18 protein-coding genes are annotated in these 26,998 nt (G+C 58.4%); 5 read left to right on the top strand and 13 right to left on the bottom strand.

Features of this window, described 5'->3' with window-relative positions; translation table 11 throughout:
* Position 1: 1 nt before the first annotated feature.
* Positions 2–3,733, bottom strand: a complete 3,732-nt coding sequence (locus NA78x_RS27080; RefSeq protein ID WP_425615497.1) for a GEVED domain-containing protein — start codon at positions 3,731–3,733, stop codon at positions 2–4.
* Between the two features lie 303 nt (positions 3,734–4,036).
* Here NA78x_RS27080 and NA78x_RS27075 point away from each other — a divergent pair, with 303 nt between their 5' ends.
* From NA78x_RS27075 to NA78x_RS27065, 3 genes are all read left to right on the top strand, one after another.
* Positions 4,037–6,430, top strand: coding sequence for a hypothetical protein (locus NA78x_RS27075; RefSeq protein ID WP_425615496.1), 2,394 nt, complete (start codon positions 4,037–4,039; stop codon positions 6,428–6,430).
* Positions 6,431–6,451: 21 nt separating this feature from the next.
* Positions 6,452–8,137, top strand: coding sequence for a toxin-antitoxin system YwqK family antitoxin (locus NA78x_RS27070; RefSeq protein ID WP_425615495.1), 1,686 nt, complete (start codon positions 6,452–6,454; stop codon positions 8,135–8,137).
* Positions 8,138–9,282: 1,145 nt separating this feature from the next.
* Complete coding sequence (locus tag NA78x_RS27065) at positions 9,283–9,621, top strand: Hpt domain-containing protein (protein WP_425615494.1); 339 nt, start codon at positions 9,283–9,285, stop codon at positions 9,619–9,621.
* Here NA78x_RS27065 and NA78x_RS27060 read toward each other — a convergent pair.
* The 10 genes from NA78x_RS27060 to NA78x_RS27015 form a co-directional block, all read right to left on the bottom strand.
* Positions 9,618–10,772, bottom strand: a complete 1,155-nt coding sequence (locus tag NA78x_RS27060) for an aminotransferase class V-fold PLP-dependent enzyme (protein ID WP_425615493.1) — start codon at positions 10,770–10,772, stop codon at positions 9,618–9,620. The genes NA78x_RS27065 and NA78x_RS27060 overlap by 4 nt on opposite strands.
* 86 nt (positions 10,773–10,858) lie before the next feature.
* Positions 10,859–11,911 (bottom strand): GTP 3',8-cyclase MoaA, encoded by a 1,053-nt coding sequence (moaA, locus tag NA78x_RS27055; protein ID WP_425615492.1) that lies wholly within the window; start codon positions 11,909–11,911, stop codon positions 10,859–10,861.
* A complete protein-coding gene (locus tag NA78x_RS27050; RefSeq protein ID WP_425615491.1) occupies positions 11,857–12,303 on the bottom strand; it encodes a molybdenum cofactor biosynthesis protein MoaE in 447 nt (148 codons plus the stop codon). Before NA78x_RS27050 ends, moaA begins: the two co-directional genes overlap by 55 nt.
* 45 nt (positions 12,304–12,348) lie before the next feature.
* A complete protein-coding gene (locus NA78x_RS27045) occupies positions 12,349–12,594 on the bottom strand; it encodes a MoaD/ThiS family protein (RefSeq protein WP_425615490.1) in 246 nt (81 codons plus the stop codon).
* A complete protein-coding gene (locus NA78x_RS27040; protein ID WP_425615489.1) occupies positions 12,591–15,572 on the bottom strand; it encodes an anaerobic glycerol-3-phosphate dehydrogenase subunit C in 2,982 nt (993 codons plus the stop codon). Before NA78x_RS27040 ends, NA78x_RS27045 begins: the two co-directional genes overlap by 4 nt.
* A 74-nt stretch (positions 15,573–15,646) precedes the next feature.
* Entirely contained in the window at positions 15,647–16,162 is a 516-nt protein-coding gene (locus NA78x_RS27035) for a hypothetical protein (RefSeq protein ID WP_425615488.1), read from the bottom strand.
* Positions 16,163–16,283: 121 nt separating this feature from the next.
* Entirely contained in the window at positions 16,284–17,030 is a 747-nt protein-coding gene (locus tag NA78x_RS27030) for a hypothetical protein (RefSeq protein WP_425615487.1), read from the bottom strand.
* A 56-nt stretch (positions 17,031–17,086) separates the two neighbouring features.
* A complete protein-coding gene (gene folE / locus NA78x_RS27025) occupies positions 17,087–17,761 on the bottom strand; it encodes a GTP cyclohydrolase I FolE (protein WP_425615486.1) in 675 nt (224 codons plus the stop codon).
* Between the two features lie 99 nt (positions 17,762–17,860).
* Positions 17,861–18,091, bottom strand: a complete 231-nt coding sequence (locus NA78x_RS27020) for a hypothetical protein (RefSeq protein WP_425615485.1) — start codon at positions 18,089–18,091, stop codon at positions 17,861–17,863.
* A 155-nt stretch (positions 18,092–18,246) separates the two neighbouring features.
* The gene (locus NA78x_RS27015) at positions 18,247–19,017 is read right to left on the bottom strand and encodes an SDR family NAD(P)-dependent oxidoreductase (RefSeq protein ID WP_425615484.1); all 771 of its coding nucleotides are present in this window, start codon (positions 19,015–19,017) and stop codon (positions 18,247–18,249) included.
* Positions 19,018–19,080: 63 nt separating this feature from the next.
* On the opposite strand from NA78x_RS27015, the gene NA78x_RS27010 reads away from it, so the two are divergent.
* Positions 19,081–20,514 (top strand): hypothetical protein, encoded by a 1,434-nt coding sequence (locus tag NA78x_RS27010; protein WP_425615483.1) that lies wholly within the window; start codon positions 19,081–19,083, stop codon positions 20,512–20,514.
* Between the two features lie 8 nt (positions 20,515–20,522).
* Complete coding sequence (locus NA78x_RS27005; RefSeq protein WP_425615482.1) at positions 20,523–20,831, top strand: hypothetical protein; 309 nt, start codon at positions 20,523–20,525, stop codon at positions 20,829–20,831.
* Positions 20,832–21,577: 746 nt separating this feature from the next.
* On the opposite strand, the gene NA78x_RS27000 is transcribed toward NA78x_RS27005, so the two are convergent.
* Complete coding sequence (locus NA78x_RS27000) at positions 21,578–23,593, bottom strand: DUF4394 domain-containing protein (RefSeq protein WP_425615481.1); 2,016 nt, start codon at positions 23,591–23,593, stop codon at positions 21,578–21,580.
* Between the two features lie 319 nt (positions 23,594–23,912).
* Positions 23,913–26,840: a PVC-type heme-binding CxxCH protein gene (locus NA78x_RS26995; protein ID WP_425615480.1), complete on the bottom strand. Its 2,928-nt coding sequence runs from the start codon at positions 26,838–26,840 to the stop codon at positions 23,913–23,915.
* Positions 26,841–26,998: the final 158 nt, after the last annotated feature.

Genomic DNA, 26,998 nt, shown 5'->3' with positions numbered 1-26,998 from the left:
CTTAAAACGCTTGGTCGGTGCCCATGCCCGGAGCGTTGAAGTTCGTCACGATGTCGGTGCCGACGACAAAACTCAAGTCGTCGTCGCCGGTTTCGCCTGCGAGCTTATCGATATCGGTGTCTTGTGTCACCACTCCGAGACCGCTGCGATTTGAACCGCTGCTGCCCCAAGTGCCAAGCAGCGCGAGCAAGGCCAGATCGTTGGCATCGCCCGCCGTGCTGCTGAGTTGGTTCGCCACCGATCCGGCGACGAGCAAATCGTTGCCTGAACTGCCAAACAGATTGTCGGCTCCGACACCGGCGATCAGCACATCGTTACCCTCGCCACCCTGCAGTAGGTCATTGCCATTGCCGGCACTGATTAAGTCGTTGCCGGAATAGCCCGTCAGCTGGTCGTTGCCATTGCCACCGTAAAGACGATCATCGCCAATGCCGCCGTCGATCGAGTCGCTTCCTTCACCACCGTAAGCGTAGTCATTGCCAGCGGCGCCGCTGATGCGATCATCGCCACCACCACCGTAGATGACGTCGTTGCCGGCACCGCCGGACAAACTATCGTTGCTACCGGCGACCAGGTTTTGCTGGCCTACATTGTCGCCCCAGAGCGTGTTGTCGCCGGGACCGCCCATGACGGTGTCGACGCCTGTACCACCCACAAGCAAGTCGTTACCGCTGGCACCAGCGAGATAGTCGTTGCCCCCTTGGCCATAAACTTCGACGGGCAGTACGAGATTGCTGGCGTTGATCGTGTCCGCATTTTCGCCGCCATACACAACAACCTTGCCCGTGACGGCGGCCGTTACCTGCGAGCTATTGAGCCGCATGATCGTCTGATTCAGGCTGCCGCGTGAGATCACGATGTAGTTCGTACTGGTGGTGTTGCCGAGTACCAGGGCATCGCCCAGGGCCACTTCGGGAACATTCGGCAGGCCTATGACGTCAACATCTTCGACGCTTAGCCAGTTGATGGCTGCCCGGCCAGGAAGAGTTAAGGTGCCGTTGGCCGCGGGAACGAACACAAGTCCCGTCGCGACGCCGGAGAGATCGAGCGTCAGCAAATCGCCAACGCCGGGCCCCGTAGGATTGCCCGCATTCAAGTTCACGACGATCGATTCGTCGGGGACAATTGTCACGCTATCGGCAATATCGGCAACGGTCTGGAAGGTGTTGATATTCATGGCGGCAACGGCGCCCGCACTAATCGCCACGCTGTTGAGCTTGTTGGTGCTCAGGGTAGCGCCGATTCCCAGGCCGTTGAAGGTGGCTGTGTCTGATCCATCGGTCGTCGTGAGATTGAGCGTGGTTACCGTGCCAGCAATATTACTGCCGGTGCCACCAGCCACGTCGAACAGGTTCAACGTGTTCACGCTGGAGCCAACCGGCACTACCAGTCCGCCGCTGGCCAGCGAGTACTCTCGCAGTGTGACGCTGGTCAATGGTCCGCTGGTGGTAATGCTGCCTTGAATGGTTGTTGTGCCTGTCCCCGCACCATCGATCGTCACGCTCTTGTTGAGCGTGACATTGTCGACAATGGTTCCCGCATTCACCACAATCGTGCCCCCGGCTGCAACTGCAGCCAGACCCTGGGTAACCGTGGGGAAAGCATCGAAGCCGACACTCGTAGCCGGACCAGCGCCATCGGGATCGATGCCGGGGGTCGTGAACGCAGCATCGACATACACGGTCGCGCGCGTGGGCTCGAGCGTGATTGCGTAGTCTTCCACTTCGCCATCCGGTGCGAAGCCAGTCGATGCGAGGCCACCCGTGGAGTTCACACGAAAGCGAGCATAGGTGGTTGTCGACGCCAAAACGGATGCTTCCACGGGAACCGTCAGCGTGAATGTATTCGCACCATTCACCACGGCCGTGTTCGTGAAAACTTGTTCGCCGGCATCACCAAAATCACCGTCCTGATTCCAGTCGATCCAGCCATTGAGTTGACCCGGACCGCCATTGACCGTGGCGACGATGGTCGTGGTACCGCCAAACGCGATGGGCGAAATGGTTACTCCGTCTTCGTCTGCCCCATCGCCAGTAGCCCCAATCGATGGCTGACCATCGGGTTCGCCATCGATGGTAGCTCCGAGTCGCAGCGGAGTTGCCACCGCGTGGCGAGGGCCATTGCTGGCTTGCAGCGTCGCGTAGGTATCGGGCGCATCGCCGAAATCAGGCTGGCTGACGAGATTCAAGACGATGTTGTCGATAAACGTGGTTTCATCCTCGCCCGCAGTGTCGGGGGAGTTGAACTCGATTGTGTAACTCCCCTTCGTGGCGACGAAGTTGGGGGTCGACTTTGAGGTGAATGACTGGTTAATGCCGCCGTTGTTTGTCCAGGTTTCGGTATAGAGCGGAACTCCGTCCAACAGTACGGAGTAGGTGTCGCTGCTATTCGCCTGGGACGTACGTCGTGCCGCCAGGAAGTCCAGGTTGTAGGTATTGCCGGGGACAAAGCCGTGGACCGTTTGTTGGAAGCTCGCCCCATGCTGCAGAATGGCGAACTGCTGACCTTCGGTCGCCGAGATGGCACCATTGTGGAACGCGCTGTTGTTGCGCGTGATGCCGCCGCCGTTGGCAAAGGTCCAAGCTGACCCGCTCAGCGTACCTGTGCCGGTACCATTGGCTTGCTTGAATGTGTCCGCAGGGCTCAAGGGTGATTCGAAACCTCCGTCGTAAAGAGTGGCAGTTGTGCTGTTGGCAACGGGCCGAATCAAAATGCGGTCGTAGAGCACCGTATTATCGAGAGCACCGTCGCCAGCTTGCAGTGGATCGTTATTACCTAGTTCCAGCAGCATGGTGGTAGCGGTGGCCACGAAGGGACGGCTGACCACGCGCACAAACTGCTGCGACGTCGAGGTCAGACTATGCTCGTCCACGACAATCGCACCCCCGATACGCGCATAAGGGCGAGCAATCGCGGCACCTTGGCCACGCTCGGCCTCGTAGTAGTCGAGTACGTAGGTTTGTCCAATGACAAACGTGCCGACTGTCTGGCTGATGTTTGAGGTGCTCGTGCCAGCAAGGTTTTGAAGCAGCGCGGTCGAAGTGCCATCCAACGGAGTCTTGCCATTGAGAAACACGTTCGCTGGACTACCACCATTGGCCGGCGTGATGCCGATGTTCGTCAGATTGGACTGGTTCCAATTCGAAATGGGGCCGTAGCCGGGAAAGGGATTGTTGGAAATTTCCTCCACCGGCGGATCGAACGAATGATTCGCTACTACGGGCAGAGACACTTCGGTGATTTGAATGTTGTCGAGAAGCAGCGTGTTATCGCCGACGAGCACACCAGGCATGGTGGGATCGTCGTTGCCAATCACCAGAGTCATCGTCGTGCTGTAAGCGTAAAACGGGCGGCTGGTGACGGGAACAAATCCTGCGTTCTGCCGCGTGAGAGCATGTTCTTCGACAATCGTCTCGGCACCGATTCGCGCGTATGGTTGCACCACCGCGGCACCATTACCACGTTCGTTCTCGTGATATGTCAGCTGATAAATCTTGCCAACTTCAAATCCCGATACACTCTGCGTGAATGTGCCCGCACCTTGCACAAAACCAATCCTTGCACCGTCGGGAACCGGAAGCCCATTCAAAAACGGAGCCGAATTGTCCTGAGAGGGATTGATGCCCGTTCCGCCGGCCACCGTCCAGCCCGAAATGGTAGCTGTGTACCCTGGAAACACAGGCGGAATCGGAGCATCTTCGAAACTGGGGTTCGCGACGAGCGGCGCAAGCATGTCTCGAGTCTCCAGTCCTTCGAGAAACATCCGACGTGATCGAGACAGCTGCGACTTACGCGCAATACGACCACGACCCAACCGCGGAGAAGCTACGGACATTGATGATCTCGATATGGCGAAGAAGTAGAAACAAGGAGCTAAAATCGATGTAACCGCTAGAATCGCTCGATATGCTACTTTTGGGCTGGGTGTTTGTCAAACTACTCCGCTTGGTGAGCAAACGCCCTTCGATTTGACCGGACCAGCCCGCCGGGCCTAAACTGCTCTTACCCCGGGGGCTCCGTGGAATCTCTTCTGCCCATGCGTTATCGCTGGTACTTTTTCGTCGCGCTGCTATGTCTGGTAGCGATCGGAATTGGCGCTGTTCTGCGTGCTTATCAGCCGCAGCAGCCGGCAAAACATTGGCTAGCCGAACAAGCGTTGGCCGCTCAGCTTGAGCGACCGGTTCACATGGAATTCGGTAAGCCGGTGCTGCTGGCAACCTGGATGCAGGAATGGTCGAAGCAGACGGGCATTGCCGCCACGATCGAAGCGGATTCACTGATTGATTGGTCTGACGAGCGAATTGCCCTCGACTTGCCCAGCATGCCCGCTCGCGATGCGCTCCAGGCTTTTGCCGCCTGCAGTCGGTTTGAATGGGACCTGCAAGCTGGCAGCATTGAGTTTTCCGCTACAGAACGTCCCGCGCGCGTCATTGCTCTCAATTATCCGTTGCCGGCTACGATCACTGCGGAAGAGGTTGATTCACTCATTGAGTTCACGACAACTACGCTCGATCCCGATGGATGGTCCGACGTCGGTGGGCCTGGCTATATCTATGCGAATCCGGGAACGCTCACCATCGTCCAGCGACGTGGCGCCCATGAGCGGTTGCAGCACTACTGGAAGGCCTTCGAGACACTCGGCCATGTAGGCCAATTGCCACAGGCTGCTTCGTTGGCAAGCGATCCTCGGCTGCAAGCGATCCCACTTTGCGAAGATCCAGAGTCGTACCTCCGCTTGCAGCAGTTGCTGAAGCAGCCGGCTTCGTTCGATATCGACAATCAACCACTGACAGTTTTCGCGCAAGCCGTTAGTCAGGCTCTGGGAATCCCTGTTAACGTACATCCACGCTTGCAGACCACCAGCAAGTTCGACATGCCGTTGCGCGTAACTTGTCAAATGAACGATGTGTCAATTCGCTCTGCGCTCGTCGCGACACTTTCGGAGAAAGGTTTGATCTACGCCCCAGTTGCCAGCGGTCGGGCGCTTTTGATTGAACAGGAGTATCTGCCGCGGATGTTTACCACGGTTCTGTACCCAGTAAACGATTTGATCATTCAGCCTAACGGCCAAGCCAATTTTGATCCGCTAATCGAATTGATCACTTCGATCCTAGAGCCTGATGCGTGGCAAGACCTGGGTGGACCGGGCAGCGTCAATGCCTTGGACATCGGCAGCGTACTGGAAGTTCACCAGTCTTTGGAAGTGCACCAGAACGTTCAAGACTTGCTAGACGGCCTGCGAACGGTGCTTCACTCGCCTTTGAAAGGAACAGTCGAAAGGAGTCGACCTTGGTCACTGGCTCGCCAGATGGAAAAGATCCTCGAGCAACCCGCGGAACTGAAATACAACCAAGTCCCTCTACGGGAAGTTATTTCCGAGTTGCAAGACCGATTCTCGATCTGCATTCATTTGAATGACCGTAGTGTCGATCCCGAGGAACTCGTCTGGTGTCACTTGCCGAAGCGACGTTTGGCGGAGAACTTGAGCGAGATGCTAGGGGCCCTCGATCTCGATTTTTGCCTCAAATCCGACTACATCGAAATTGACAGCGACGACTACGCACAGGATCTATCGAGTTCGTACTGGGAGATTTACGATCTGCGAAGTTTTGCGGTTCGACGTTTCGATATTGCCCATGAACTCGAGGAGTTTAGAGCCCTTGATGGTACAAATGTCTCCCTGGGGAATCTGTTTGTTGTCAGGCAGACGCGAGATTCATCAGAGGAACTGCGTGAGTTGCTGAAACTGATTCAGCGTGGTGCGCCCTCCACATCGGTATCGTCTGAGCCCCTGACGTGGCTCACGCCTGCTGACGCAAAGTCGCAAGCCGAACTGAATGGGAAGCTGGGTGCTCTCGATTCGGTAAATTTTCGCCGCACGAAGCTGAGTGATGCACTACAAATACTGGCAGTGCGCCATGAATTGCCGCTTGCGCAAATAGCGGTGCCCGGTGGCATTCCAGTCGATGCCGTAGTGAATTACCAGGCCGAGAATCGACCGCTTCGTGAGATCCTGAGCAAACTGATCGGCAGTAATCCTGCCAACTGCCGCGTGACGCGGACTGGATTTCTGCGTTTTACTGTCCCTACTGAATTGAATCCTGTTGTCTCGGTCGGAGCACTATACGATGTCAGCGATTTGTTGGTTCCGCGGGGAAAGCTGCAGCCTGGGCAACTACTGCGCACTTTGAAAGGCGAGACCAAGGCGAAGGATGAAGGTCTGGGTGTGCAGTCGCAAGCAGAGCTTTTTTTCGATCACTTGTTGAGCGTCGGAGCGCCCGAATTGATTCAGCAAGAGTATCAGCAGGCTCTGAAAAAACTACGCGATGGGAGTCTGCAACAGCTGCCGGTCCAGCCTGGTGATAAGACCAAACGAAGTCGAGCGCCAGGCCTTGATCGCTGTTCTGGCTTCATTCCGGTGGTTGGGTAACACACTTACGAACGAATCATCATGGCCAGCGAATCAACCACCACGAACAAGCCTTGGTACCGAAGATTTCGCATCGGCCAGTTCAGCATGCGCTCGCTGCTGATATTGATGGCGACGGTCGGCATAGCGTGCTGGTACTGGCAACTCCCCAAACTGCATACCGAGCAGTGGGCCGGCGGCGAATTGGTCCTGAAGCGGGAGTATCGTGGCCAAGGTCCGCTGGCAGTCAATCAGCCATTCGGACTGCTCGATACTGATTTCGATGGCTTCAACGACGGGACGTGGCGACTTAGCGAAGTGGATGGCGCTCTGCTGATTGCTGGGAACTATCGCGGCGATAAGCAGCACGGCGCGTGGGCGGCCTATCATCCCAATGGCAAGTTGGCCCAGCGGGGCCAGATGAAGGACGGCTTGCGCAGGGGTATCTGGAGAAAGTGGTCAGAATCGGGTCTCCTCGTAAGTGAGTTCACGTTTGGCAAAGGCGAGCAACGCCAGGTTCCGGCGCAACCTTGGCGAGAACTGGCTCAAGGCGGCTGCATCCTGAGGGCACCCTCGCGCACGCCCACACCGCTTTCCGAGAACGGCTGTCTGCATGGTTCCGCCCAAACCTGGCACGAAAACGGCCAACTCAAGGCAGCAGGAAGCTACTTCAACAATGTTCGCACAGGGACATGGAAGCACTGGAACGAACACGCGGAACTGGTCGCCACAGGCGATTATCTGTACGGCCAGCAGCACGGCAAATGGCAAGAGTTCGATCCACAGACCAAGCAGTTGGCCACAACCGAGTATGTAAATGGACTGCGTAAAAGTGTTCTCGATGAGCAAGTGAAATTGCTTGCCGAGCGACTCGCCGAAACGACCGACACCGCTGAGCGGATCGTGTTGTTGCAGATGGCGACGGAGTTCGGTCCACCTGCCGCGCCGCTACTGGAAAATGTGATCGCTAGTGAAGCGAACGCGCGTGTAGAGTTCGCCGCAATCATGGCCTGCGGTGCCTGCACTGACGATTACGCCCCGTGGAGAGAGCGGCTGGCGAACTTGTCTGCCAATGATGATCCAGTGTTAGCCGCTGTGGTCCGCTGGGCGAAGTTCCAGCTATTCTCGGTCGAGCGAAAAGCGTTGCTGCCTGCTGTACTGCAAGATTTGAATGCTGCAGCAGAGACATCTTGGACCAACGCTATTAGTTTGCTGAAGGTGCTCTACGAACAGGTGCCGGAGCATCGCGATCAAGTGTTTCCGTTGATTCTGAGAATTGCGGCCGAACACCAGGCGGAGTGGGATCGCGATTGCTGGGCCTACCTGCAGCGAGGCACAAACAGTCCATTCACTGCAGGAGGAGACTTTCCACGAACTTCTGTGAATCCTTGCGTATGGGGACAAGACTCAGTTCCGCATCTGCAACAGGCATTGGCTGCTCCCGATCGCCAATTACGAATCGCAGCAATCTACGTGCTGCATGCCATGTTGCGCGACGCGCATGAGGAACGTCAGCGGCAGATGGCCAACACCAACATTGGTTCGGAGTACGACATTCCCGAGCACTTGGCTCCCCTGGTGCAACAGGCTCGTGGCGACAAGGATCCGGAAGTGGCGAAGTGTGCCGAAGATATCGCCGTGGATTGGTTTTTCAATCTGGACGAGTCCGGCCAGCGACGGCGATCCACAGGAGGCGCTGGCGGCTTTGGCGGCGGTGGGCTCTTTTAGGCCGGCTACCAAGAAACAAAAAAGCTCCCGATCAAAGATCGGGAGCCTCTTATTCAGCAGGTCGAACCAAACTCGTCGCAGTGGAGTGTGCGAGGAGAGCGGCGACCATTTAATTCAGACTACGAGCAACCGCAACCACCGCAAACTGGGGCGGCGACGCAGCAAACTGGCTTGCAGCAGCGAGTCTTGCAGCAGCGTTGCTTGCAGCACTTAGGAGCTTTGCAGCACTTCTGCTTGCAGCACTTCGGGGCCTTGCAGCAACGGCTCTTGTGGCAACGGCTCTTGCAGCACTTTGGTTCGCAACCGCAGCTAGGAGCAGCTTCGCAACCGCAGCTAGGAGCAGCAGCGGCACAGGTCGGAGCAGCAGCTTCGCAAGTAGGAGCAGGAGCGGCACAGGTCGGAGCAGGTGTGCCACAGGTCGGGGCGGCAACATTGCAGCCCATGTCGCAGCAAGCTGGCTTGCAGCAGCGGCTGTGACGGCACTTCTTCACTTTGTAGCAGCAGGTCGGTTGGCAAGAAGGAGCAGCTTCGCAGCCACAGCCACCGAGGAAATCGAACGCCGAAGCGCTCGACGCGATACAGAACAACGCAACAGCAACGCAAGCACCAACGATACGGCTCTTCATGGAAAAACTCCTCAAGACCAAAAACACAGGGAGACGGAAACGGAAACAACGGGAACAACGTGTCGCCGGAACCGCCGGCCCCGCGTGCTCGTGAGCAGTGCGGCAGGCCGTGACTCTGACGTTCAGCGACTGACCGGAAATTGACTTACCGATCTAGGAAGTGCTATCGTCCCCGCTGCTTGCCCACCTTCACCAATCGGGAGATTTCCGGTCATTTTCTCCAGCTACCCGGGCCGTCTGCGTGGTGCTTAGCGATTGCGACGAGTATGCCATCCCTAGCACAGGCATTTCTGGGGGGCTGGTTGTTTCCCGCCCAGCACTCACTCCCAGCTACCCCCACCTCTGCGGAATTCCGCACCTATCTGGCCCAGTCCTTAGCAACACAAGTGACCTAATCTTTGATGGGCAGGCTTCGCACAGCAGTCGATAATTGTCGTGCGGAGCGTTTATGCAGGTCGTAAGGTTGGCACGTGTTAGACCGGATGTCCTGCGTGAAGGTGTAGTTGGAAAGGGCGAATCATGTTCTCAACAGAGGTTGCTGCGGCAAACGAGGGCTTTGTCTCGACGCTCAGTGCAGATGAAGACCTGGCCGAGATTGTTCACATGTTTGTGGACGAGCTTCCCAGCCGAGTAACGCAGTTGCTCAACTCGCTCGAAGATCATCAGCTGGGAGAAGTCGCGCGCTTCGCCCATCAGCTGAAAGGCGCCGGCGGCAGCTATGGCTATCCGCAATTGACACCCGTGGCGGCCCGCGTCGAAGTGCTGGCCAAACAGTTTGCAAACGAGATGACGATTCGCAGTGCGATCGACGATCTGGTGAACGTGGTGAATAAGATTCGAGCCGCCGCCCGACGCTAGGACATCTCTCGCAGGGCTTCAATAAGAGAGTTGATGTCTTCTGCCGTGTTAAAGGGCCCAATGCTTGCGCGGACCGTGCCGGAAGGGGAAGTGCCGAGGGCGGTGTGCATCCGCGGGGAGCACTGGAGTCCGGAACGAACTTCGATACCAGCCACGGCATCAAGCCCAGCGGCCACTTCCTGCGGATCGAAACCCGCAACATTGAAGCTGACGACGCCGAGACGGTTTTCGCTCGAACGCGGACCGTAGATCGTAACGGCTTGGTTTTCAGACAACCCCGACAGGAGTTGTTCCGTCAGTTCTCGCTCGTGAGCGGCAAGCTGCGCGAGACTTTGCTCGGCGACCCATTTCAAACCAGCATTGAGACCAGCAATGCCAGCGACGTTGAGGTTTCCCGATTCATAGCGATCGGGCATGGTCTCGGGCTGACGATCGTCGTCGCTGCGGGTGCCGGTGCCACCTTGGCGAATGGGCGATAGTTGCTTTTCAGTGCCCGGTGCCAGATAGAGAATGCCAGTTCCCAGCGGCCCCAGCAGCCCTTTGTGACCCGGCGCTGCCAGCAAGTGACAGCCGAGTTCGTTGACATCGATCGGAAAGTGTCCGAGCGACTGCGCGGCATCCACGAGAAACAACACGTTCTTTTCTGCCGCGATCTTTCCCACTGCCGCCACTGGCTGAATCGCGCCCGTCACGTTCGAGGCGTGCGTCAGGGCAATGAGACGAGAGTTGGGCTTGATCGCCCGGTGAATGTCATCGGGATTGATGAAGCCTTGACCATCGCACTCGACAACGTCGAACGAGAGGCCGATTTGCTCCTCCAAGAACCGCAGCGGACGCAGCACGCTGTTGTGCTCGCAGACGCTGGTCACGACGTGATCGCCGGGCTTGAGCAGACCATGCAGAGCGAGATTCAACGAGTCAGTGCCGTTGAGCGTGAAAACGATTTGCTCCGCAGCTTTGGCTCCAACCAAGGCCGCGACCCGCTGGCGGCACTGCGCGACGATTCGTTCCGAATCTTGCGCCGAACGATAGACACCGCGCCCCGCAGCAGCGCCGTTGTTCCGCTGGTAAGCGTCGACCGCATCGTAAACCGCTGGCGGCTTCGGCCAGCTGGTAGCCGCGTTGTCGAGATAGATTCGAGTGGATTCCACGGTTGTCTGAACTCGATCGCTGGCGTTGATAGTGCACGAGCCGTTGAACCCCCGCCACAGGTGCGGGGGCGGTAAATGCCAATGTGTTATCCACCGATTTGATACATGGCTCGCTGCGGGCGAATGAACTCGCTGGAGTCGATGCCGTGACCGGGCTTCTTGGCACGGACGCAATCGCGAATGAGCTGTGCCAAGTCATCGTCGCTGGCGGATGAGCGCAGCACCTCGCGTGCATCCCATTCAACGGTTGAGAAGAGGCAATTGCGCAGCTGCCCTTCTGCCGTCACGCGCAAGCGATTGCAATCACCACAGAAAGGCTGCGAAACCGGATTGATGAAACCCACGCTCCCGCTGCCATCGGCGTAGTTAAAGTCCATCGCCGGCTGACTCAAATCGGGTCGAGCGGCAGGTTCCAGTGGACCAATTGCTTCTTCCAACTGCCGACGAATCTCTTTACCAGTGAGAACCTGATCGCTGGCCCAATGCTGGTCGGCATCGAGAGGCATGAACTCAATAAAACGAAGTTCCATTTGCTCATCGCGGGCGAATCTCGCGAGCGCGGGAATTTCGGGTTCCGTGATTCCCTTAATGGCTACCGTATTGAGGCGAATCGGCGCGAAGCCAACTTGCTTCGCCGCCTGGATGCCGGCAATCACGCGGTCGAGTCCATCTCGCCGGCTGATACGACGAAAGGTCTCTTCCGTCATGGCATCGAGGCTGATGTTCACTCGCGTGAGACCGGCATCTTTGAGTGCCTGGGCCTGATCGGCGAGCAAGATGCCGTTGGTGGTCATCGCGATTTCGTCGATGCCGGGTACTGCGGACAGCTGCTCGACTAGCTTCGGCAAGTCAGCTCGTACCAGCGGTTCGCCGCCAGTGAGACGCAACTTGTTCACGCCCAACGAAGCCATGACGCGAGTGAGGCGTGTGATCTCTTCAAACGAAAGCAATTCGTGCCGCGGACGAAAGCGGACGTTCTCTTCGGGCATGCAATAAAAGCAGCGAATGTTGCAGCGATCGGTCACGCTAATGCGCAGGCTGGTGTGCCGTCGTCCTAGCGTATCGAAAAGTGGTTCGCGCTCGCTCATGTTGCCTTGGGGGTAATCTCGCGTGGTAAACCGGTGCCGGGATGAACCCATTCGCTCGATCCATCCTGCCAGTTCTCCTGCTTCCAAATTGGCACAACCTCTTTGATGGTGTCAATGAGCCACTGTCCGGCTTCGAAGGCCGCGCGGCGATGGGGCGAACTCACGGCAATGGCAATGCTGGCTTCACTGATTTCCAGATGCCCCAGTCGATGCACGACGACGCAGTTCAGCAGCGGCCACCGCTCACGAGCTTCCGCTTCGAGTTCCGCCAGCTTCTTCGTCGCCATTTCCGGATAGCATTCGTAGTCGAGCGACTCGGTCTCTCGCCCTGCCGTCAATTGACGTGTCACGCCCAAAAACAGTACGACCGCCCCTGCGTGCGGATGTGCCGCCGCCGCGAGGATTGCCTGCGAGTCGATCGGTTCGTGAACGAGTTGGATCATGATTTAAGTAGGCTGGAACGAGCGGTACTCCGTGATGTTCGGGCATCACCCACCACTTACCGGCGGGATGATGCCGACTTCCTGCGTCTCGGTTAATACATGGTCGTCTGGGGCGAAGTCGCGATCGACAGCAATCCGACAATGAGGCAAAAAATCAGCCAGAGTGGGATACTCCTGGATGATCGCCACCCTCAAATCGCGCACGGTCGCTCCTTCGGTCAGGGCAAAGCTCGTGGCCTGCGTCCCCGCTCGTTGCCGGGCAGCGGCAAACATCTTGACCCACACTATCATGTCACCAATAGCTCCTCGCCCCGCGTTGTCAGCAGTGCTTCAATTTCGGGGAGCAGACCATACGCCAGGGCCAGCATCTTCAGCGGATGAATGGTCGGCTTGGTGGTTCCCTGCTCCATCTGCATTTTACACGCACTGCACTCGGTCGTCCCCAGATCAATGAGCGGATCGCGAAGGGAAGAAATGAGGCCCCAGCCCGCCCGCAAGCTGGCGCGGTAGTTATCGCGGCGTAGGCCAAAGGTGCCAGCCATGCCGCTACAGCCTCGCTCGATTCGCTTGACACTTAGTCCGGGAATTAGCCGCAATAGGCTTTCGCCGGGCGAGCCCACATCGATCGCCCGAAGATGGCAAGGCTGATGGTAGCCGAGGGTGAGATTAATCGGCCGCAGGTCGAGTTCCAATCGTCCAATTTGATGCAGCTTCCACAAGTAGGCGCAGGCTTCGGTGGTATGCTCGGCGACGAGGCGTGCGTCGTCGTCATCGAGCAACGTGGGATATTCGTGCGTGAGCGCCAGTGCAGCCGAAGGTTCTGTGCAGACAATCTGATATCCCTGCCGTACAGCATCAGCCAGCAGGGCGACATTGCGGGCCGCGAGCTTGCGGGCCCGTTCGACATCGCCGAGCGAAATGCGAGCCATGCCCGACTGTAATTGCCCCGGCGGTACGTACACGGCAATGCCATGATGCTGCATGATCGCGACCAGCGACTCGGCAAGCTGAGTGTCGTACCAATTCGCATACACGTCGACAAAATACAGGATCTTGCCGCCGCTACGGCGCGTGGGGCGCGTCAAACGATTGCGATCGGCCCGGCGCAGGAAGGTGCTGGAGGCCAGTCGCGGCAACTTTCGCCCTTGAGCGATACCAGTGAGTTTTTCCATCACCCAGCGAGTCCAGCGGGTGTGTAGTATCCAGTTCGTGATTGGACCAAACCGCGCGCCCCAACGAGAAACCCAATCGAGCCGAGCCAGAATCCAGTCCGTGGTATCGAGACCGTTGGCCACGACGTACTGACTCTTGGCTTCGACCATCAGCTTGGGAATGTCGACCTCAGCGGGGCACTCCAGGCGGCACTGATGGCAATTGACGCACAGGTCGGCAATCTCTTTCAGTTGTTCGCTGGCGAGCGAGTCGGCTGGCAACTGGCCCTGCAGCACCGCGCGCATGATGTTCGCCTTGGCTCTTGGCGATGCTTCTTCAGCCGGGGCATAGCGAAAGATGGGGCACATTCGCATTTCGGGCGACATCGTCCGGCAACGCCCGCAGCCATTGCAGCTTTCCGCTTCCACCTGCGGCAAGGTTCGCCAAGTGAGATGCAAATCGAGGGGCTCATTCTGCTTGGCCACGGCCTCGGCGATTTTCGCTTCGGAAGTGATCGATTCATCGAGCGAAACATCGGCGGCCGACAGTCGCAGGTTCTTGGTCAAAGGTTGGGGCACATCGGCTACGACCTTGCCCGGGTTGAACAGATTCTGCGGATCGAAGATTCGCTTCACTTCGCGTAGTACATCGTACATGGCACCCGCCTGGCGACGGACATACCAGGTGCGACTCAGCCCGCAGCCATGCTCGCCGCTGATGGTACCACCGACAGCCAGCACTTCTTCATATAGTTGCGTGGCCAGTTCAGGCATCTTTTGAATGTCGCTGGCACTCGACAAATCCATGAACGGGCGCACGTGGATCTGCCCATGTCCGGCATGCGCGAAGAACGAGGCCGTAACCTGATGATTCTTCAGCACGTTCTGCAGACGGACGAGAAACTCGGGCAGTACGTCGGGTGGGACGGCGATATCTTCAATGAACGGCACGGGCCGCTCGGAACCCTGTACGCGGAACAGCGTGGGAGAAACGCGTCTCGCGAGCCGGCGGAACAAGTCGTATTCATCGGGCGCAAGCACCAGATGAAAGCCGAACGCCAGCCGGCGACGTCGTTGCCAGCGAACGGCCACTTGCTGCAATGTCTCCAGCACCTGACCGGCGTCATCGGCCAGTTGCTCGACCATGAGCATCGCTTCTGCCTCGCGCGGGATAGCCTGCGCATATCGCGGGTCGAGATCGCGGGCCAGCGAGAGAATCCGGCGATCCATCAAATCGCAAGCACTCACGCCCAGCGATTGAGCTTCGCTCGCCGCGGTGGCCGCAGCTTCGAGGCGATCGAAAAACATCAGGCACAGGCCGCGATGCTTCGGGATTGGCACAATGCCGAGCGTCAACTGCGTGATGAGCGCCAGCGTCCCTTCGGAACCAGCGATGAGTCTCGCCAGATCGAGGTGGCCATCGCTGAGCACATCATTCAGGTGATAGCCGCAGCGGTTAACCCACGACTTGGGCTGATTCGCTTGAATGGCCGCTTCTTCACGCTGCAACAGTTCGGCCAGTCGTTTCACAAGTTCGCGGCGGCGGGGCACGGGATCGACGAACGGATCGTCGGTGATGGGGTGGCGCCCCGCTTCGAAGGTCTCGCCATCGGCCAGCACGACTTGCAGACTGCGCACGTGCTTGCGAGCGGAGCCATAGCGGAGCCAGTTGCTGCCAGAGGCATCGAGCGAAACAACACTGCCGATGGTGGTTACGCCGCCGGTTGCGGGATCGGGGCCGAATTGCTTGCCAAAGGCAGCGAGATAGCGATTGAGTTGACCGAGCACCACGCCGGGCTGCACCACCACGCTGTCTTGATTCACGTTGACGATGCGTCGCATGCCCTGCGAGAAGTCCATCACTAGGCCGGGGCCCAACGATTCTCCCGCGAGACCCGTTCCCGCGCCGCGAGCATGCAGAGGAATGACGTTCTCAGCGGCATAGCGAACGGCGGCTTGCACGTCGCCCACACTTCGCGGCCGCACGACACCCAGCGGAGCCACTTCATAGATGCTGCCGTCGGTGCTGTACATCTGCACGAAGGCATCGTCGCAACGAACCTGCCCGGAGAGTAATCCCCGCAGGTCGGCTTGAATGCGTTCGCGCTGTGGATCCATCGTGGGTGGTTAGCAGCTGGGGGAGAGAACTGGCTGAGGCACAGAAACAACGGCGCCCATGCGTGCCAACTTTATCATAATTGGTCGCGCGAGGGGGGCGATTGCGTGCTGCCCGCCACCGCTTGGGTCAAACCAGCCCGGGCCAGGCGAATCTGCTGCTGACGATGCTTCTCGTGCGTTTCGAGATCAAAGCCTTCGTGCTGCTCAAGTTCCTTGATGCCCCGATACTGAGACTGGCATTGATAACACTGCAGCACATTGCCGACCGTAACGTACAGCACTAAGTCGATAATGGCCGTGGCGAAGAGCGTGCCGTAGGTCCAGAGCGGCATGCGGTAGAACCAAAAAACACTGCTGATGACGAAGCCAATCGCAATGATGCCAATGCCCACCGCCTGCGAAAAATCCTTGCGAACGTACAACTCCTGACAAGGGCAGATCACGCACCGCAGCACCTTGCCATCGCGGACCGAACCGGCGGGCGGGTGAATCTCGGTCTTGCACGAGGTGCAGGCAAAGTCCGCCGCAGGCTCCGAGAGTTCGGCGCTGGCAACGTGATCGCAATGAGGGCAACGATAGGTGACGTTCATGGAACTAGTAGATGCTGTGTTTCTCTGAGCCGGAAGCGTGAGCGCCCGGAGCGTTTGCCTGTTCAAGCGGAAGGAACTCCAGGTGCTCACGCTTCCGGCTCACGACAGGCGTACACCTACATCATAACGGAAACGCTGTTTGCACGCTCAGCAGTTGCGCGGCGAGTTCGCCAATGAACACCAGAATCACCCCCGCATAGAGGATGCCCGTAGCACTCTGCGTATTGGGAATCTTCAGCACCTGCCAGGTGAGGTACGTCAGCAACAGCGGCAGCAGCAGACCGGCAAACCAACGCAGAGCGACGAACAGCAGCCAGGCCGTAGTGAGGCCACTTGTGGTTTGCAGCAGGCGATTCGCTTCGAAACCCGTTCCGACTCCGCTGACAATCATCCGCACGACGATCGAAATGGCGAGCAACACCAAGAGCCGCTTGAGTGGCTCCAGCTTCATAGTGGGCGTGTTGAGATACCAATGTCCGAGCAACATCGCGGTCGTGATGAGGCCGACCAACAGCCCGCCGCTCAGCATTTCGATCGCGCGTAGGCCGGGAGACATGGTGGCGGTCGCATGGCCGGTGCCCATCACGCTGGGTGCCAGACAAATGAAGAAGGCCGCGGCAGCAACAATGCCCAGTGCTATTTTTCCGGCACCGCTCGCTTCGTACATCCAGATAACGGCACCGACGTAGCTCACCACGGCGGCAATCACGGCCGCGGTTACTTGCCAAAAGACGACGTCTTCACCCGCGACACTTCCGCCGCGCAACGACCAAAGCGCGAGGGCCGCAAAGGTCTGCACGCCCATCAGCACCCACAGGTGTACTCGAAAGAAGCCGCTCGTAACCCACCGCGCAGGAATGAGGGTCATCGACGCTGCCACGCCGAAGGTCAACCGACAAAGAAACTCAACCAGCGTTTGCCAGATCACCGCTTGCCGCCGTAGATCAATTGCATCACTTCGGCCCGTGTCGATAGGTTCGAGCGGAAGAGCCCTTTCATCGACGACGTCACGCACATGCTGCCCGGCTTCTTGATGCCGCGAATCGTCATGCAGCTATGGGATGCTTCGACGACCACCGCCACGCCCTTCGCTCCCAAGTCATTCACCAGCAGGCTGGCGATTTCTTCCGTCATCCGTTCCTGCACCTGCGGCCGACGAGCAACCACTTCCACCACGCGGGCCAGTTTGCTCAAGCCAATGACCTTGCCGTTCGGCACGTAGGCGAGATGTGCATGACCGATGAACGGGAGCAAGTGATGCTCGCACATGCTGCAAAAACTGATGTCTTTCACCAAGACCACTTCGTCATATTCTTCGGTGAAGAACTTCTGCAGATGCTCGCGCGGGTCGAGGTGCAGACCGGCGAACATTTCGGCATACATGCGAGCTACACGGGCCGGCGTTTCGAGCAGTCCTTCGCGGTCGGGGTTCTCACCGACCGCGGCCAGAATCTCGCGGACCGCTCGTTCGATGCGCGGCAAGTCCACCGGCTTCGGCTCGCCGGCGACGGCTCCATGGGCAGAACCCTGCGCTTGCGCCAGGCTGTGCCCACCACTAATACACGGATCGTCGCTACGCTCGAAATTCGGCTCGGTCATCACTTTCCCCTACGAAAACGGCAATCCTGCATCGTAGTTTCGCAGGCATTGCAAGGGAAGGTGCGGTCTTCGCTCAGCCGACTTGTCGGCTAAGAAACTTTAAGCCGCTTTGCGAATTGGCAGCGGTTTTTCGGCGGCGGGCATTTCGATGACCGAAGTTTCGGTCAGGTCTTCCGCCAGCTTGTCGTGCGGAATGGCAGCCTTCAGGGCGGCTTCAATCCGGTCGTTAAGGGCATCGAGGGCTGCCAGCACCTCGTCTTGCCGGGCATCGAGATCGGCCAGCAACGAGTGGCGGGCGACCGCATTTTCCGCAGTTTCAGATCCGTTCATCAGCGGCGAGCTCCTGGAGAAAGCTTGACTGCCTGCCTGATCTTCATCGAACGGACCGAGCCGCCGCAAACATCTGCCCTGGAAAGTTACCGCCTAACGAAGCGTGGTAAAGGTTGCCGGTCAGTGAGTCTCTCCTGCCTTCCTTCTCCCTTCCTTCACTTCGCCTGCATTCGAATCGCACCGTCCAGTCTCACCAGGCAACCGTTGAAGTACGGGTTCTCGGCGATGTGCTGAACCAGGTGCGCGAACTCGTCGGGCTTGCCATAGCGAGATGGAAAAGGGATCTGCGCAGCGAGTGAATCGCGCACGTTGGTTGGAGCAGCTTGCATCATGGCGGTCTCAAAAACTCCAGGGGCGATCGAGACAATCCGTATCCCTTGCTTGCCTAGTTCGCGCGCGATGGGCAACGTCATACTGGCCACGCCTCCCTTCGAAGCAGAGTACGCTGCCTGACCAAGCTGTCCTTCCTCGGCAGCGACCGATGCCGTGCAGACGATCACGCCCCGCTCTCCTTCCTCGTTTGCTGGTCCCGCAGCCATCGCCACCGCAGCGAGGCGAATCATGTTGAACGTGCCGATCAAGTTCACTTCGATCACGCGGCGAAACAGCTCCAAGTCGTGCGGACCATCCTTGCCCAGCACGCGACTGGCCCCTAGAATCCCCGCGCAATTGACGAGCCCCTGCAACCCGCCGAACTGTTTTACCGCAACGTCGATCGCCGCTTGCGCACTGGCCGCTGACGTGACATCGGTGCTTTGAAACGCGACGTTATCGGCACCCAGTTCGTCCACCAGGGCTTGCCCGGCGGCTGCATTCAAATCGGCGATCACCACGCGCGCGCCCGCGCGAGCCAGTCTTCGCACGCAGGCCTGACCTAAGCCCGAAGCTCCCCCCGTGACGACAAAGGTCGCGTTTTTTACTTGCATCGAGCCGCCACTCCGGATGAAATTGCGTGAACTCCCACCTTCCCACTTCGAGGATTCTAGCCGATGCCCACCTCTCTCGCCCGGTTCCTCCTGCTCACTGGTTTTGTGGTTTCGCTGACGACTCAGTGTGTCTCTGCTCAAGATGCCACGCCTTGGCCGCCGCCACTCAAGGGCGCCCAGAAAGGCACGGCCACCGTCGAGCAAGCTTCGTTTTTGGAGGTCCCAAAAAGCGTCGCAGAATTGGCCGCGAAGGAAACCTCCGCCAAGTTCGTCGTCGCCAAAACACCACCCAAAGTGCAGATCGCCTTTCACGATCAACTGGGCACGGCAGCTGTCACCCGCAGGCTGTGGTCATCGTGGGGCGATATCGGCCTGGCGAAGAATGGCCAGGTGTATGTCGCCATTGGCGATCACGGCAACGACGTCGGCGGCGATGCTCGCTGCTTCCTCTATCGCTGGGATCCAAAGACGGCCGAGCTGAAACAGATCGTCGATATGAATCAGGTCATTCCGCCGAAGGAAGGTCAGCCCGCTTGGTCGAAGGTGCATGCCAAGGTGGATGAAGGTCCCGACGGCCTGATCTATTTCAGCTGCACGCTCAACGATGGCAATCGCGCGAAGGTCCCACCGGCCGGTTCCAAAATTCCCAACTACGGTTTTCATGAAGGCCTGCCCGGTGGCCAGTTGTATCGCTACGACCCGACGACAGGCCAAACGAGCGTGTTCGCCAGCTTGCCCACGCGCCGCTGCACCGCGACTTCCATCTTGGATCAACAGCGGAACCTCTGGTGGTGCAATCTGGAAGCCGGCGAAGGCAACGCTCTCTGGTGCCTCGACCTGAAGACCGGCAAGCCTCTCTATCAAGGCGAAGAGAAGAGCGTCGGCTTCAATCGCAACTTCGCCTTGGGCAACGACGGCACCATTTACTTCAACGGCGAACTGGCCGGCGAAGACGCTCCCCTCATGCGACTCAACCTGGCCGACAAGACCGTTCACAAAACGAAATCTGTCTTCAAGGGTTCGCCCGGCATGCGCTGCACCACACGAGAAACCAAGGACGGCCAGATTTACGGCATCACCTACAAGAACACTCAGCTCTTTCGTTACGACACTCGCCAGGACGAGCTCGAGATGCTCGGCAACGATTGGCTCGGCGGCTCGTATGTCGCCGTGTGCGAACTTTCGCCCGATGAAAAATACATGTATTACCTGCCAGGCGCTCACGGCAAAGCCTGGAATGACGGCACGCCGGTGATTCAGTACAACCTGGCCACGCGTCAGCAAAAGGTAATCGCCTTCCTGGCTCCCACCCTCGATAAGGAACTTGAATACGTTCCCGGCGGCACGTATGGCATCAAACTGAGCGCCGATGGGAGCGTGCTCTATGTCAACTTCAACGGCCATCCCGGCGACCGCCTGCGTCCCGCCAAAATGAAGCCCATCGGCTTCGGCCTCACCTCGTTCGCCGCGATTCACATCCCAGCGTCAGAACGGTAATTCGAACCTTGCCTCCCGCGTCTCACCCTCCGGTCCATCGCGAGGCAGTGCAGCAAACGATCGTTGCGGCGACCTGGCGGCTCTGGACGTCGTCGGGCGCTGCCGCCGTCTTCCTGGGGCTGATCATTGGCACCGCGGTCAGCCCGGCGAACAACGACCCGGCCACCAAGACCGTCATGCTCGCCCTGCTGCTGGCGGCAACCGCCTCGCTGCTGATCGGCGAGCATGCCCGCCGCTCCATCCGCCGCGCACGTGCCCAGCTTGCCAAGTCTCCGCAGCTTCGGCGTGGTCGCTCGCGTTCCCCTCGCAAGTCTTAGGGCTGAGAATGATCCATTCTTCTTGCCGAACTGATACGCGACTTGGCGGCGAATCCAGCTGGGAACAGCGGCCGTTTTTGATAACTTTTTGGCGTGATTTTTTCATTTTCTCGACCGCATCTAACGCCAACTCTGGAATCGACTTAGCGCCAGTTATCAGCTGCTATCGGGCGATTTCTTGATAACCGTTTGATAACCGGCTCGCAGCCCGTGAACAGGCCCATTTCGAGGGGGTGTCTGATGCCGGGCGGCCCGACGACACCGATTGCCTACGGGAAAATTGTTTTCCATAGTTCGTTCGTAAGTCGAGCTGACATCACCACCAATAATACCCAATACGTGAATCAACGGTTATTGACTCAACTTCGCACTTTCACCCTTTTGTCAAAGACCCAGGTCAAAGACCCAGCCAGCCACGCCGCCCGTGGGAGAGGCATCCTGCCAGTCGGCATTGCCTCCCGCCCTTTTGACAAGTTGCCAAAGCGTAGGCCAACCAACCTTCAGGAAGCCCGCAGCGTCAGCGCGCAGACTGTTCCTCGCCGCACGGAAGGTTTGCCGCCGTGAGACCGTTCGCTTCGCCTGTCGCGGTGCGAAAACGAACAATCTGAAATCTGCTCGACGCGTGATTCTTTGTCAAACGGCTCGAACAACTTTTCGAGCCCGCAAATTGGATACTTCTGGCAGCACCGAAGGTGCGCTTGATACCGGCGGCCCAGACCGCAGGTCTGGGACCTGATGAACAGTCCTTACGAGAACCGGCGAATGAGAATCTTCGAAGATACCATTGTTCCCAGCGTCGCTTGGCCACCGCCGGTCGGTGTGGTCAGTGCCAGATCGATCGCTTCTTCGGCTTCGAGGAATTCATTGTCGCGCACGATCGACACGCGGAAGGTCTTGGTCGTCTCGCCCGCGGCAAAGTTCAGCAAGCCTGCAGTTGCCAGGTAATCAACGCCCTCCGTGGCAGGTTGAGTGCTGCCGCTCGCCGTGGTGGTCGAGGTTGAGTAATTCACCGAAACCGGGCTCGTGGTATCGCCCTTGCGAACGACGGTCACGATGGCCTCACCGGATCGCTCGTTGATGCTATACGTAGCCTGGCTGAATTGCACTACGGCGGGCGCGATGGCGATGCCGCGAATTGTCTCGCCGCCAGCGATGAGTCCATTTCCGGCAGTAAGACCGATGGGCGTGGCCGCACCGGTTGCTCCAATCGAGTAGAGGCGGGTCACCGTCTCTCCTTCCAGGGTGATGGCGGCGAGCGTGGCGCCAGTACTGGCAATGTCGAAACTGGTGAAACTGCTCGCGTTCACCCCGAGTGGTCCAACGGTTTGCAATGTGCCGGCGTTCGCTGGATTCTGCGTCACCAAGATATCGAGGTTCGAATCGATACCATTGAGCAGCGTGGTCGTTGCGCCGGGAAAACTGTTCGTATAGGCAGACGCCACGATATTCGGGTTTTGAGCAGCGTTGATATCGGACGTGGCAAAGGCCAGGGTGCCATCGGTGAACGTACCGCCGGTACCGACGTTGGCCCGCAGATTCTGGTCGACGTTGCTCACGATCCGCAGCCGATCGGGGACCGGATTGAAGTCAAATCCAAAGGCAGCGCCACTGATTGCCGTGAACGCGGCATTGCCGTCCGTGGTGTCTGCTGCATCCGCCGATAGCGCCGGGGCTGCTGTGGCCACCGCCGTAGTCGTGTTGAGTGTGTACACCCGACCGCTGCTGCCGAGACCATACAGCACTCCGGTAGCTGGCCGAAAATCGATGCCATTGAGTGTTTCACCCGCGCCCAAACCAGTGATTGCCTTTTTGCTCAGCAGCACATCGGGACGAGCGCTGTTGAAGCTGATCAGATTATTGCCCGACGTGACCGCAAACACTTGCTGGACTGGCAAGGCGACGGAGAGCCCACGCAGTAACTGAAACGAGCCAATCGAGTCGACAAAGGTTGCCGCCCCGGTGGTCAAATCAAGCGTGTAGAGGCCCGAACCAAAACCTCGCTCGACCGAAGGCGAAAACAATGTTGCATAGGCAGTGCCGTCAGCGGAGATATCAAATCCGGCGAACACGCTCGTAAAGAAGCCGAGGCGGCCGACCGTTTGCAAGGTCCCGTCGTTGGCCGGGTTCTGCGTTACGAGTGTTCCGCGCAGCAGATCCAATCCGTAGAGCAAGGTGCCAGTCGCCGGATCATTGTCTGGGTTCGTGTAGGCATTGCCGACGACAAATGGATTCACTCTTCGATCCGCGCTAGTCGCCGAGTAAGCCAGATTCGTGTCCGTGATTGTCAGGCCGGTGTCGACATTGATTCGCAGGTTCTGGTCCGCATCGCTGACCACCCGCAATCGATCCACGGTCGGATTAAAGTCAACCGCGTGCAGCGCGCCTCGCAGGCCCGTGTAAGGACTGGTCGTGTCGGTCGGATCAGCACGTAGCGTCGTCTTGAACGTGGCAGCCCCTGTGTTGGCATTGAGCGTGTACAGTCGCCCACGGCTACCGACGCCGTACAGTTCACCAGTTGCCGGACGATGATCGATGCCCACCAGCAACTCGCCCGGCAGCATTCCTGTCACGCGATTCTGCGTCACGATGGTCTCGGGCGTGGCGCTATCAAACGTGATCAGCTGATTGCTTACCGTCAGGCCAACTAAAGTCGCGAGCAGCTGCCGCGTTTCCAAAGGCTCTACTAACAGCCGCCTCGTGCGTGAAAGGGGGCGGCCATGTGCGGGAAAAGAGGAAACGCGAGGTGCTGGGCGACGAATCATGCGCGGGCTCCACAAGGATTACAAAACGCCGATCAATGAGGCGGCCCGCATGGTAGCAATGGTTGTGCCGAAAGCGCCTAATGTATGGTGACGATCTCTGGTTTGGTGAACGAAGACACCTTAGCCTGCCGACACGCAGCTGCTAAGCCTTGGCAGTTCATGCATTTGCGTCGACAATATCGGCTAGTACAGCACCACTGCAGTAATTTAACCCCTTGGTAGGCGGTGTCGTTGGTACGCTGCGAGGTGCGCGGATGCTGAACGACTTGATCGATTTGAGAGCAGCCAGTTCGTCCTTCCCAGCTCAGATTTCGCCCGCTTACGGCTGTAACAGGAACGCTAACAGGTCCCGTAGTTCTTGCGGCGTAAGTTGGGCAGCGAGACCTTCCGGCATGATCGATTTGTCGCTCGATTTACGATCTTCCACGTCGCGCGGGTGCAGTTTGAAGATTTCCCCCTTGGCATCGGCGTAGCGCACGTGGCCATCGACCTCTTCGCCGACATAGACGCCGGTCTTCACGGTGCCATCATTGGCCTGAATCACCCATGGAGTGAACTGCGGGGCGATCTCCCGACTGGGATCGACCAGCGACTGCAACAGCCTTTCGCGAGTCATGGACTTGGCAACAGTCGACAAGTCAGGCCCAACCCGCCCGCCCCGCCCTTTGTATTCATGGCACTTCGCGCAGTTGGCAAGCTTGGGATGGAAGAAGAGACGCTCGCCCGCATCGGCGTCGCCTTTGCCTTCGACAAGCTTCTGCCAGGCAGCCTGATCCTTTGGTTCAGGTGCGTTCGGTGGCGTCTTGGGTTCGAGCACTCGCTTCAGCAAGTTGCTGTAACGTACATCCAACTGCCCCATGGCCAGCAACAAGTCGCGCTTCTCCTGCTCTAACAAATCGGAACCGATCAGCATACGTAGCGATTCCATTCGCAATGGATTGTTTTTGGCCTGGTGGGCGATTGTCAGCAGCAGGGCACGATCCTGCTTGTCTGCCGCCGATAAGGCCAGCATCGCTTCGCAACGGAGCATTTCATCGCTGCTTTCATCCGCCACAATCTCCCGCAATCGCGCGAGTGCCTCATCCCCACCGCGTAACCGCAGCGCGCGAACCGCTTCGCGTTGCAGTGTCTTATCCTCATGCTTCGAGAGTTCGACCAAAAACTTCGCCGATAAATCCGCATGATTGGGCGAAACCATCCGCAGGGCCATGATCTTGGCTGGGACGTTTTTTGAGGAGCCAATCAAAAACTTCGCGGCGAAATACTCTCCCGTGTTTTCATGCGTGCGGCCTGACAAGCGATCGAGTGCAACAAGTAGCGCTGCAAAGTTGCGGCTGTTGTCAGCCTCTTTCTCGAGTTGATTTTCCAATGTCGGAACCAGTTCACTTAACTTGTCTTCCGCGGCCCAGCGGATGCCGATGAAACGCACATCGGGATTTTTGTGAACAAGTAAGTCGCTCACGATCGGACGCGTGGCAGGGTCGTCTTGGCTTTGCAGATAGGCAGCTTCCCAGACTGCCAGCGGGTTCGCATCGTCGCGCAGCATGAGCGATCTTTCCTTGCGGAAGTGGCCGCGATAGTCGGCCAATTGTAGCCAAGGATCGTCAACTTTCGCGCCCTTCAGATAACTGGCGCCCAATCCCGTCATTACCGCTCGCTGCAGATCCGGTGAAGTCGCCTGCATAACTTCTAGGTTGAATGGGTAGCTGCCGCTACGAAGAATTTGCAGATGAGCCGCGCTTTCTGTTTCGGTCAGTTCCTTATCCGCTGCGCCTTTGGACATGATGGCAATCAGTTGAGCGTACTGAGGAACTTGCTCGGGCAGGAAGCGAGCGAACGTCTCCAAGGGAAACGCTTTTGCCGATATTTGGTTGCCTTCCAGCGTCGAGCTTTCAGGAACCGGCTTCGCCATGGACTCTGTCAGAAAAGGCGTGGTTGCAAAGATTTGTTTGGCGGCTGCCGAGCGAGCTCGTTCGTCTTTCGCTTTGCTTGCGATTTCAATCGCCTTTTCTCGCGTTAATTTCCTCGCCGCCGCTTCGCGCCAGGGGCGATGAGCATGGGCGAGCGCTTTTGCCAGATCATCGGATAGCGGCTCTCGTTTCGGGGCATTCTTCGCGCGCAGGTGCCAGATGCGGCCTTTGCCGTGAATGGGATAGCTCTTGTCGACCCAGTCACTCATGAAGAGTGAACCATCGGGAGCCAGGGCGAGGCCGACGGGTCGAAAGTTCTGATCGCCGGTGACGACGGGTTTCATCTCGGCCGAGAACGACGCGCCGCGAGGCTTGAGCGTGTAGCGTTCCAGGCGATGATCGCCCCAACTGGTGACCAGCAGTTCGCCGCGATACTCCGCAGGCAGATTGTCGGACTCGTAGGCCATCACCGCGCAAGGTGCTTCGCCGGTGCCGGCCACCATCGGCAGAGTCGCGGGCAGTTCGCCATTCCAGGCAGTGAAGGGAGAAACGCCTTTGCGTCCGTTGCGAAAGCGAAAGCCATAATCGCCCCCTTCGACCACGTGCAGCAAGCGGCACGGCGGACGCGAGTCCGGGTCGTTATCGACGGTGAACAGCCGACCGAAAGTATCGAACGTCACATGAAACGGGTTCCAAAAGCCAGTAGCAACCAGCCGCAGCTTTTTACCCGCTGGATCGCAGCAGTAGATGTTGCCACCCTCGCCACCGCCGGTGAGGGTCGTCTCGTCCGTGCCGCTGATTTTGTATTCCGCCCCCAGGTTCTCGCCGAAGCCGAAGTAAATGTTGCCGACGAAATCGAGCGCGAACCCGGCGAGACCGTTATGAGGATAGTTGCCTTTGGTATCGAGCTTGATGAGATCGGTGCGCGTCTCGGCGGTGCCGTCTTTGTCTTTGTCCTGCAGCCGGAAGATCTCGTTGCGCGTGGCCACCAGCAGCGAGCCATCGGTCTCGAACACCAGGCTCATCGTATTGCGCAGGCCGGTATAGAACTCGTCGACCTTGTCGGCGCGACCATCGCCGTTGGTGTCCTGCATTCGCAGGATGCGGTCGAGTTCCGGCCGGTCGTATTCTTTCGGGCGAAAGTGCGTGTTGTTCTCGATGACGTAGACAATGCCGGCGTCATCGACGGCGATGCCCGTGGGCGTCGTGACCTGCGGCTCGGTCGCGAAGAGGACGATTTCGAGGCGATCGTCGTTGACCTTCGGCGGCTGCACCTTGGAGAAGTCCGGTTCAGCACCGAGCGTCGAGAGGGCAATTAACAGCTGGAGAGAGTTCATCGCGTCACGCTAGTTTCCGGCAAGAACAACGAAAGAATCGCGAGCGGCATTGTAGGTGGGCGATGTGGCCGACTCAATCATGCGCGCAAGCAAACACCCTCGCATCAGAGGGCTGAGGCGAGGGTGAGTGGTAATGAGCGACGATGTGGTGAGGCTGA

The organism is Anatilimnocola aquadivae, assembly GCF_049819085.1.
Taxonomy (GTDB): domain Bacteria; phylum Planctomycetota; class Planctomycetia; order Pirellulales; family Pirellulaceae; genus Anatilimnocola.
The sequence above is the reverse complement of the archived record's forward strand: the minus strand, read 5'-3'. Positions and strand labels throughout refer to the sequence as shown.

Bases quoted from the DNA above. Each gene is read 5' to 3' on its own strand.
- NA78x_RS27080 (WP_425615497.1), bottom strand. From the start codon at position 3,733: ATGCTTGCGCCGCTCGTCGCGAACCCCAGTTTCGAAGATGCTCCGATT.
- NA78x_RS27075 (WP_425615496.1), top strand. From the start codon at position 4,037: ATGCGTTATCGCTGGTACTTTTTCGTCGCGCTGCTATGTCTGGTAGCG.
- NA78x_RS27070 (WP_425615495.1), top strand. From the start codon at position 6,452: ATGGCCAGCGAATCAACCACCACGAACAAGCCTTGGTACCGAAGATTT.
- NA78x_RS27065 (WP_425615494.1), top strand. From the start codon at position 9,283: ATGTTCTCAACAGAGGTTGCTGCGGCAAACGAGGGCTTTGTCTCGACG.
- moaA (WP_425615492.1), bottom strand. From the start codon at position 11,911: ATGGGTTCATCCCGGCACCGGTTTACCACGCGAGATTACCCCCAAGGC.
- NA78x_RS27050 (WP_425615491.1), bottom strand. From the start codon at position 12,303: ATGATCCAACTCGTTCACGAACCGATCGACTCGCAGGCAATCCTCGCG.
- NA78x_RS27045 (WP_425615490.1), bottom strand. From the start codon at position 12,594: ATGATAGTGTGGGTCAAGATGTTTGCCGCTGCCCGGCAACGAGCGGGG.
- NA78x_RS27040 (WP_425615489.1), bottom strand. From the start codon at position 15,572: ATGGATCCACAGCGCGAACGCATTCAAGCCGACCTGCGGGGATTACTC.
- NA78x_RS27035 (WP_425615488.1), bottom strand. From the start codon at position 16,162: ATGAACGTCACCTATCGTTGCCCTCATTGCGATCACGTTGCCAGCGCC.
- NA78x_RS27030 (WP_425615487.1), bottom strand. From the start codon at position 17,030: ATGACCCTCATTCCTGCGCGGTGGGTTACGAGCGGCTTCTTTCGAGTA.
- folE (WP_425615486.1), bottom strand. From the start codon at position 17,761: ATGACCGAGCCGAATTTCGAGCGTAGCGACGATCCGTGTATTAGTGGT.
- NA78x_RS27020 (WP_425615485.1), bottom strand. From the start codon at position 18,091: ATGAACGGATCTGAAACTGCGGAAAATGCGGTCGCCCGCCACTCGTTG.
- NA78x_RS27015 (WP_425615484.1), bottom strand. From the start codon at position 19,017: ATGCAAGTAAAAAACGCGACCTTTGTCGTCACGGGGGGAGCTTCGGGC.
- NA78x_RS27010 (WP_425615483.1), top strand. From the start codon at position 19,081: ATGCCCACCTCTCTCGCCCGGTTCCTCCTGCTCACTGGTTTTGTGGTT.
- NA78x_RS27000 (WP_425615481.1), bottom strand. From the start codon at position 23,593: ATGATTCGTCGCCCAGCACCTCGCGTTTCCTCTTTTCCCGCACATGGC.
- NA78x_RS26995 (WP_425615480.1), bottom strand. From the start codon at position 26,840: ATGAACTCTCTCCAGCTGTTAATTGCCCTCTCGACGCTCGGTGCTGAA.